Origin of the sequence: uncultured Pseudomonas sp. (assembly GCF_913777995.1) — a bacterium.
GTDB lineage: Bacteria > Pseudomonadota > Gammaproteobacteria > Pseudomonadales > Pseudomonadaceae > Aquipseudomonas.
The window spans coordinates 18,678-27,191 of record NZ_CAJYVE010000002.1 but is presented as its reverse complement, the minus strand read 5'-3'; the positions used below and the strand labels follow the sequence as shown (position 1 = coordinate 27,191).

The 8,514-nt window shown below is 64.7% G+C and carries 6 protein-coding genes and 1 pseudogene; 3 read left to right on the top strand and 4 right to left on the bottom strand.

Features of this window, described 5'->3' with window-relative positions; all coding sequences use genetic code 11:
* Positions 1–704 (top strand): annotated as a pseudogene (locus QZ497_RS00355) (translational GTPase TypA); the annotation flags it as partial.
* A gap of 88 nt (positions 705–792) precedes the next feature.
* On the opposite strand, the gene QZ497_RS00350 reads toward QZ497_RS00355, so the two are convergent.
* The 3 genes from QZ497_RS00350 to QZ497_RS00340 form a co-directional block, all read right to left on the bottom strand.
* Positions 793–1,248 carry a YkgJ family cysteine cluster protein gene (locus QZ497_RS00350; RefSeq protein WP_295469950.1) on the bottom strand — a complete coding sequence of 152 codons (456 nt, stop codon included), beginning with the start codon at positions 1,246–1,248 and terminating at the stop codon, positions 793–795.
* Positions 1,249–1,590: 342 nt separating this feature from the next.
* Complete coding sequence (locus tag QZ497_RS00345) at positions 1,591–2,970, bottom strand: DUF3482 domain-containing protein (RefSeq protein ID WP_295469948.1); 1,380 nt, start codon at positions 2,968–2,970, stop codon at positions 1,591–1,593.
* Positions 2,963–4,342: a DUF2868 domain-containing protein gene (locus tag QZ497_RS00340; protein ID WP_295469945.1), complete on the bottom strand. Its 1,380-nt coding sequence runs from the start codon at positions 4,340–4,342 to the stop codon at positions 2,963–2,965. Before QZ497_RS00340 ends, QZ497_RS00345 begins: the two co-directional genes overlap by 8 nt.
* A 92-nt stretch (positions 4,343–4,434) precedes the next feature.
* Between QZ497_RS00340 and QZ497_RS00335 the strand changes: the two genes are divergently transcribed.
* Positions 4,435–4,953: a dihydrofolate reductase gene (locus QZ497_RS00335; RefSeq protein WP_295469943.1), complete on the top strand. Its 519-nt coding sequence runs from the start codon at positions 4,435–4,437 to the stop codon at positions 4,951–4,953.
* Between the two features lie 156 nt (positions 4,954–5,109).
* Positions 5,110–6,177, top strand: coding sequence for a haloacid dehalogenase-like hydrolase (locus QZ497_RS00330; protein ID WP_295469940.1), 1,068 nt, complete (start codon positions 5,110–5,112; stop codon positions 6,175–6,177).
* 380 nt (positions 6,178–6,557) lie between these two features.
* Here the strand turns inward: QZ497_RS00330 and ilvD are convergent, their stop codons facing one another.
* Complete coding sequence (ilvD, locus tag QZ497_RS00325) at positions 6,558–8,399, bottom strand: dihydroxy-acid dehydratase (RefSeq protein WP_295469938.1); 1,842 nt, start codon at positions 8,397–8,399, stop codon at positions 6,558–6,560.
* Positions 8,400–8,514: the final 115 nt, after the last annotated feature.

Below are 8,514 nucleotides of genomic sequence, written 5' to 3'. Positions count from 1 at the left end.
TGCGCCGTGAAGGCTTCGAGATGGCCGTGGGCCGTCCTGAAGTGATCATCCGCGAAGTCGACGGCGTCAAGCAGGAGCCGTTCGAGAACGTCACCATCGACATCCCTGAAGAATCCCAGGGCAAGGTCATGGAAGAGATGGGTCTGCGTAAGGGCGACCTGACCAACATGGTGCCGGATGGCAAGGGTCGTGTGCGTCTGGAGTACAACGTTCCTGCGCGTGGCCTGATCGGCTTCCGCAACCAGTTCCTGACCCTGACCAACGGTGCTGGCATCCTGACTTCGATCTTCGATCGCTACGACACCATGAAGCCAGGCCAGATGTCCGGCCGCCTCAACGGCGTTCTGGTTTCGGTCGAAACCGGCAAGGCGCTGACCTACTCGCTGGAAACCCTGCAGGCTCGTGGCAAGCTGTTCATCGAGCACGGCCAGGACATCTACAACGGCCAGATCATCGGTCTGAACAGCCGTGACAACGACCTGGGCGTGAACCCGACCAAAGGCAAGAAGCTCGACAACATGCGTGCTTCGGGCAAGGACGAGGTCATCGCCCTGGTTCCGCCGGTTCGCCACACCTTGGAACAGGCCCTGGAATTCATCCAGGACGACGAGCTGTGCGAAGTGACGCCGAAGTCGATCCGTCTGCGCAAGAAGATCCTCGACGAAGGCGAGCGTACCCGCGCTGCCAAGAAAGCCAAGGCGTGAGACTTAGCCCCGGCTGAATGAAAACGCCCCCGGTCGCAAGACCGGGGGCGTTTTCGTTTGTGCGGTTGGAAGGTTCGGCTTCAGCGCATCAGAAATCCAGCGATACGCGGGTCGGACCTCGGCTCACCGCCGAACTGGCGTTCTTCTCTGGCGGCTTGGGCTTGTAGGCGCAGTAGCCGGGGCGCGGGCCGATCTTCGGGTGGTTGCGGCAGGTGTCCGGGCGCTTGTCGTAAATGGTGCACAGGCGGCTCTTGCGGTCCAGGTACAGGCAGTCGTTGTTGCTCATGCGCTGCAGGGTGAAGATGCCGGTCTTCTGGTTGAAGCGCTCGATGATGCCTTCCTTGAGCAGGCGCTTGGCGATGTTCTTCGGCGGCTCGCCCTGTTCGAATTCGTCGACGATGCCGATGCGGATCAGGTCCTTGATCTTCACTTCGACCGGCAGGGTGCAACAGGTGGACATGCAGCCCCCGCACATGTGGCTGGAGTACTTGGCCCAGGTTTCCAGGCGGTCGAGTTCGGCGGCGGCGATCAGGGTGGGTTTCATTCTGTTTTCTGGGTGGTCATCACGGGCGCGGGATCATACCGGCCCGCCGGGGTTTGCGGTAGGCAGTGCAAGCACCCTTGGTCGCCTGGCAGGCAGAAATCCGGTCACAGAGCGGCTTTAGCCGCAATACCGTTCGACTAAGCGCTGTGCGACTTTTTTGTGGGAGCGAGCTTGCTCGCGAAGAGGTCGGCAAAGTCACCCCATTTGTTGTAAGCATGACGCCGCCTTCGCGAGCAAGCTCGCTCCCACTAACTGACCAGTAGTGGCTTTAGCCGGGAAAGCGGTGGTTAGGTCCTGCGCGGCTGAAGCCGCGCCTACCCGTTGCAACGGCTTCTTCGCGGCTCATGAGGCTTGTAGCACTTCAGCCAGGCGTTCACGGGCTTCCTGGCGTTCGGCTTGACTGGGTCGCGCATGCGGGTTCAGGCTCGACCATTGCGGATGAGCGCGTGCCCGACGCAACGGGGCGGGCAGCTTGCCGGTACGCCATTGGGTGTCCTGCGGTGTCTCCAGCTCGATGCGCTGCATTGCCGCATGCCCACGGGCGTCGAGCGCCAGCAGCAATTGCCGCTGCCGCAAGGCCAGCAAACGCAGCACGGCGTCGTCCACGGTCAGCTCACGTTCGCCCTTGAGCTTACCGAGCAGACGGTTGCCGTAGCCCTTGGCGGTCAGCAGCGCGCCGCCGGCAATGGCCCCGGCCAGGGCTGCTGCACCCAGGGTCAGGCCGCCGACCAGCAGGTCCACCCCGGCACCGGCTGCCGCCCCTGCCGCTACGCCACCGCCGACCCGTACGCCCAACAGGCGCAGGGTCTCGGGGTTGAACAGGTCGTCGCCCCAACGCCCGTCGAGCAGCGGCAGGTCGCCGGTCGAGGCGTCCTGGGGGCGAAAGGCATAGAGCTGCAACAGCGACTCGACGCACTGCTGCTCACGTTGACGCACGGCCTGATGCAGCGCCTCGATGGCCTTGCGTTCGGGGTCGGCCTGCGCCGGCACACTGCGCCGGCTGGCGGCACAGTCGATCAGCAAGTCGGCGATCAGCCGCGCCGCAGCATGGCGCCTGGCCTGGCGCTGGGTTTCCAGGTCGCTGATCAGGCGCTCCAGTTGGGGCCGGGCGTTTTCCAGCAACAGCGCCAGGCTTTCGTACAACCGGCGCTCGCCGTCCTGCGGTGGCGCCACGCTGTCGAAGCGCACCAGGGCATGCAGGCCCAGGCGCGACAAGGCCTCACGCCAGTCCGCTTCGCGGGCCTGGGGGCGGCTGACGAAATTCAGTACCGGCAGCAGCGGCTTGCCACACCCGGCGAGAATCGCCAGTTCGTCGCGGTACTTGGCCAGCACCGGCTCGCGGGCGTCGATGACGTACAGACCGGCGTCGCAGGCCAGCAACTGACGCAGCACCTTGGCTTCCTGCTCGAAGCGTTGGCGCGCCTCGCTGCCCTGCAGAAAGCGCTGCAACCGCGCCGGGCCGTCCAGGCGCTCGCCCTGGGTGCTGCGCTCCAGGTAGTCGAGCAGGTCGATGGCGTCTTCCAGCCCTGGCGTGTCGTACAGCTCCAGCAGCGCCTGGCCGTCGACGGACAGGCGTGCACCTTCCACATGGCGGGTGGTGCTCGGGCGATGCGACACCTCGCCAAAGCCCACGTCGCGGGTCAGGGTGCGCAGCAGCGAGGTCTTGCCCACGTTGGTGTGGCCGACCACGGCCAGCTTCAGCGGGCGATGTGCGTCAGTCATGGCCGCTCTCCAGCCAGTTTATCGGGGCCTGGGTATGGCCAGGCAGTTGCAGCGCTTGCAGGGCGTCCTGCCAGTCGCCCAGGCGTTCGGTATCCAGCTGCTGCCCGGCGGGGGCCGGCAGCAGCCACACGCGGGTCTGCCCGGCATTGCGCGCCAGTTCGGCGAGCAGCGCCAGGCTGCCGCGGTCGGGTGAGCGGCGCGGGTCGCAGGCGATCAGCAGGCGCGCCGGAGGGCTCTGGGTCAGTTGTTCGAGCAGGCGATGGCGCGACTCGCGGCTATCCAGCACACCGGCGTCAGCCACCTGTGCAGCCTGTGCCGGTGGCCAGGGCTGCTGATCGTCCAGCTCCAGGGCGACCATCAGCGCGCTGCCCTCGGCCAGCTTCGCCGTGGGACGTGGAACTTCATGCAGCCGGGCCGGTGCGGCGTCGCTGACGCCCAGGCGTTCGCTGGCCGGCATCAGACGCTCGCGCAGGTGCTGGTAGGCCGGGTCGTCGAGGTCCAGGCTCAGGGCCTGGCGACCGCGGTGCCAGCGCCACAGGCACAGCAGGGTCAGCAGCAGGCGCGGCAGGATGCCGTAGATCAGCAGCACCCCGACCAGCCAGCCGGCCCAGACCTGGCGCGCATCGTCGAGACCGGCGGGACCGTTGCCACTGGCGCGAATGGTCTCGGCGTCGGGCACGCTGAAGCCCAGCCAGGCGGGCAGGGTGCCCAGTCGTTGAGTAAGGCTGACGAAGGTGTCGCTGCCCAGAATGGTGGTTTCCCAGACGAAGCCGTAGCGCCGCGTGGCCATCATCGCCAGCAGGACCACCAGTGCGCTGAGCAGCGCCAGCAGCCACAAGCCGTTGCTCAGCAGGCCCAAGGCCCAGCGCTCCAGGCGCTGGCGTTGCAACAGCAGTAAAAGGGCGGGGGCCAGTTGCACGGCCTGGGCGTCACGCGCCAGGCGACCGCTCAGCCACAGCCACAGCTGCCCGAGGCTGGCACCGGCATGCCGGCTCAGCAGCATGCCCAGGGTCCAGGCCAGCAACAGCAGCAGGTTCAGGCCCAGCAGGCTGCCCACGGCGCGAAACACATTGATCGAGCCGGGCGTACCACCCAATGCGGCGAAGGCCAGGCCGGCGCCGCTGGCCAGGGCGAACAGCGCCAGGGCCAGCAGTGCCAGGCGTGCGCCCTGTTTCCAACGGCGCAGGGCCGCGAGCATGCCATCGCGCTCGGCCAGCCAGTGGGCTCGTTGTTGCAGGCGCGTGGCGAAGTCACCACCGGCGGCGCGTGCCTGGCGGCTGGCCTGCTGATCGTCGAGGGGGCCAGCCTGGGCTTCGCGCAGGCGCACCGCTTCGGTCAGCCACAAGGAGTCGAGAGAATTCGGGGCAGTCACACAGCGTCCCTTGGCAGAAAACGGACAGGCAGCATAACCGCTGTGATAGGCCTTTAGGGTACGAGTTCCTTCGCTCTGGTATGCTCGCCGGCATGAACAGACAGCTCCCCCTCAGCCTGATCGCCGCCCTGGGTGAAAACCGGGTGATCGGCATCGACAATTCCATGCCCTGGCACCTGCCGGGGGACTTCAAGTATTTCAAGGCCACTACCCTGGGCAAGCCGATCATCATGGGCCGCAAGACCTGGGATTCGCTGGGCCGTCCGCTGCCGGGCCGGCTCAACCTGGTGGTCAGCCGCCAGAGCGGGCTGCAACTGGAAGGTGCCGAGGTCTATGACTCGTTGGCGGCCGCCGTGGCACGCGCCGAGCAATGGGCAGCCGAGCAGGGCGTCGAGGAAGTGATGCTCATCGGTGGCGCACAACTCTATGCCGAAGGCCTGCCGCATGCCGACCGCCTTTACCTGACCCGCGTCGAACTGAGCCCGGCCGGCGATGCCTGGTTCCCCGCGTTCGATAGTGCACAGTGGCAACGGGTCTCGACCCAGGCCAACCCGGCCGAAGGCGACAAGCCGGCCTATCACTTCGAGGTGTGGGAACGCCGCGCAGGCTGATTCACATTTCTGTCATCAAATTGTCGTTTTTGCCGTGTGCTGTCGCTATCGACCATGTCGCTGGCGTATTTGGCAACGAAGCGGTCGTCCAGGCGCGCTAACTGTCATGCAATTTTGTTACGGTCCTGCCTTTGTCATGAAAAGGGGATGTCTGTGATGAAGTTTCAGCCAAGACTGTTAGCCAGCGCACTCTGCCTTAGCCTGGGCTTCGCCCTGGCCGGTCCGGCGTCTGCCACCGAGTTGAAGCATTGGCCCGAGCCGGCCGCCAAGGCGCTGGACGCGATGATCGCGGCCAATGCCAACAAAGGTAACTACGCGGTGTTCGACATGGACAACACCAGTTACCGCTTCGACCTCGAGGAATCGCTGCTGCCCTATCTGGAAAGCAAAGGCCTGCTCACCCGCGAGAAGCTCGACCCTTCGCTGAAGCTGATCCCCTTCAAAGACACCGCCGAGCACAAGGAAAGCCTGTTCAGCTACTACTACCGCCTGTGCGAGCTGGACGACATGGTCTGCTACCCCTGGGTGGCCCAGGTGTTCTCCGGCTTCACCCTCAAGGAGCTGAAAGGCTACGTCGACGAGCTGATGGCCCTGGACAAGCCGATTCCGGCGACCTACTACGACGGTGACCAGGTCAAGACCCTGGAAGTCAGCCCGCCCAAGGTGTTTACCGGGCAGACCGAGCTGTACAACAAGCTGATGGAGAACGGCATCGAAGTCTACGTGATGACCGCCGCCTCCGAAGAGCTGGTGCGCATGGTCGCGTCCGATCCCAAGTATGGCTACAACGTCAAGCCGGAGAACGTCATCGGCGTGACCACCCTGCTCAAGGACCGCAAGACCGGTGAGCTGACCACCGCCCGCAAGCAGATCACCGACAAGAAGTACGACCCCAAGGCCAACATGGACCTGGAGCTGACCCCTTACCTGTGGACGCCGGCAACCTGGATGGCCGGCAAGCACGCGGCGATCCTGACCTACATCGACCAGTGGAAGAAACCGGTGCTGGTGGGCGGCGACACCCCGAGCAGCGATGGCTACATGCTGTTCCACGATGTGGACGTCAACAAGGGCGGCATCCACCTGTGGATCAACCGCAAGGACAAGTACATGAACCAGCTCAACGGCATGATCAAGGCCAACGCCGAGGCCCAGGCCAAGGAAGGTCTGCCGGTGACGGCGGACAAGAACTGGGTGATCGTCAAGCCGGACGAGATTCAGTAACCGCTGTTCGCCTGGGCTGCTTGCTCGGCTGTCGATGTTGTGGGAGCGAGCTTGCTCGCGAAAAGCGGGCAAAGTCGCTGAATTTGCTGTGAACGTGACGCCGTCTTCGCGAGCAAGCTCGCTCCCACGGGCTAACTGACTAGTATTGCGGTTAAAACCAATACTGTTCGCTTAAGCGACACGTGACCCGGTGGGAGCGGCTTTAGCCGCGAAAGCGCGAGGAAATTCAGTGCATCTGTTGTGAACATGCAGTCACTTCGCGGCTGAAGCCGCTCCTACCCGGCCTAACTGAACTGTATTGCGGTTAAAACCAATCCTGCGGGAGACAGGGCATAAAAAAACCGGCGCACCAGGCGCCGGTTTTTCATGTCGCTGCAACCTTACAGGCCGTCGAGCATGGCCTTGTTGCGCACTGCGCCCTTGTCGGCGCTGGTGGCCAGCAGGGCATAGGCTTTGAGCGCCGTGGTCACCTTGCGTGGGCGTACTTCGACCGGTTTCCAGCCTTTCTTGTCCTGTTCCACGCGACGCGCTGCCAGCTCTTCGTCACTGACCAGCAGGTTGATCGAGCGGTTGGGGATGTCGATGAGGATCTTGTCGCCGTCGCGCACCAGGCCGATGGCGCCGCCGGAGGCGGCTTCAGGCGAGGCGTGGCCGATGGACAGGCCCGAGGTGCCGCCAGAGAAACGGCCGTCGGTGAGCAGGGCGCAAGCCTTGCCCAGGCCCTTGGACTTCAGGTAGGAGGTCGGGTAGAGCATTTCCTGCATGCCCGGGCCGCCTTTCGGGCCTTCGTAACGGATGATCACGATATCGCCGGCCTTCACTTCATCGGCGAGGATGCCGCGCACCGCGCTGTCCTGGCTTTCGAAGATCTTCGCGTTGCCTTCGAACACGTGGATCGACTCGTCGACGCCGGCGGTCTTCACTACGCAGCCGTCCAGCGCGATGTTGCCGTACAGCACGGCCAGGCCGCCTTCCTGCGAGTAGGCGTGCTCGACGCTGCGGATGCAGCCGTTCTCGCGGTCGTCGTCCAGGCTCGGCCAGCGGGTCGACTGGCTGAAGGCGGTCTGGGTCGGGATGCCGGCCGGGCCGGCCTTGAAGAAGGTGTGCACGGCTTCATCGTTGGTTTGGGTGATGTCCCACTTGGCAATGGCTTCTTCCATCGAGGCGCTGTGCACGGTCGGCAGGTCGGTGTGCAGCAGGCCGCCACGGGCCAGCGAACCGAGGATGCTGAAGATGCCGCCGGCGCGGTGCACGTCTTCCATGTGGTACTTCTGGATGTTCGGCGCCACCTTGCACAGCTGCGGCACCTTGCGCGACAGGCGATCGATGTCGCGCAGGTCGAAGTCGACCTCGGCTTCCTGGGCGGCAGCCAGCAGGTGCAGGATGGTGTTGGTCGAGCCGCCCATGGCGATGTCGAGCATCATGGCGTTCTCGAACGCCTTGAAGTTGGCGATGTTGCGCGGCAGTACCGACTCGTCGTTGCCCTGGTAGTAGCGCTTGCACAGCTCGACGATGGTGCGCCCGGCGGTGAGGAACAGTTGCTCACGGTCGCTGTGGGTCGCCAGGGTCGAACCGTTGCCCGGCAGCGCCAGACCCAGGGCTTCGGTCAGGCAGTTCATCGAGTTGGCGGTGAACATGCCGGAGCACGAACCGCAGGTCGGGCAGGCACTGCGCTCGTACTCGGCGACTTTCTCGTCGCTGGCGCTGGAGTCGGCGGCGATGACCATGGCGTCGACCAGGTCCAGGCCATGGTTGGCCAGCTTGGTCTTGCCGGCTTCCATCGGGCCGCCGGAGACGAAGATCACCGGAATGTTCAGGCGCAGCGCGGCCATCAGCATGCCGGGGGTGATCTTGTCGCAGTTGGAGATGCACACGATGGCATCGGCGCAGTGCGCGTTGACCATGTATTCCACGGCGTCGGCGATGATCTCGCGGCTCGGCAGCGAGTACAGCATGCCGTCATGGCCCATGGCGATGCCGTCGTCCACGGCGATGGTGTTGAATTCCTTGGCCACGCCACCGGCGCGTTCGATCTCGCGGGCGACCAGCTGACCGAGGTCCTTGAGGTGCACGTGGCCCGGTACGAACTGGGTGAAGGAGTTGGCGATGGCGATGATCGGCTTCTTGAAGTCGTCATCCTTCATGCCCGTGGCGCGCCACAGGGCACGGGCGCCGGCCATGTTGCGGCCGTGGGTGGAGGTCTTGGAACGGTAATCAGGCATTTGTAGCACTCCGGCAATACAGGCTAATCAGTCGGGCACCTTTGAAAACCACCGGTGTGGTCATCGCGGCGTTGAAACCAGGCTCGCGCTGACAGCCTCGCCGGTGTTTTCAGGG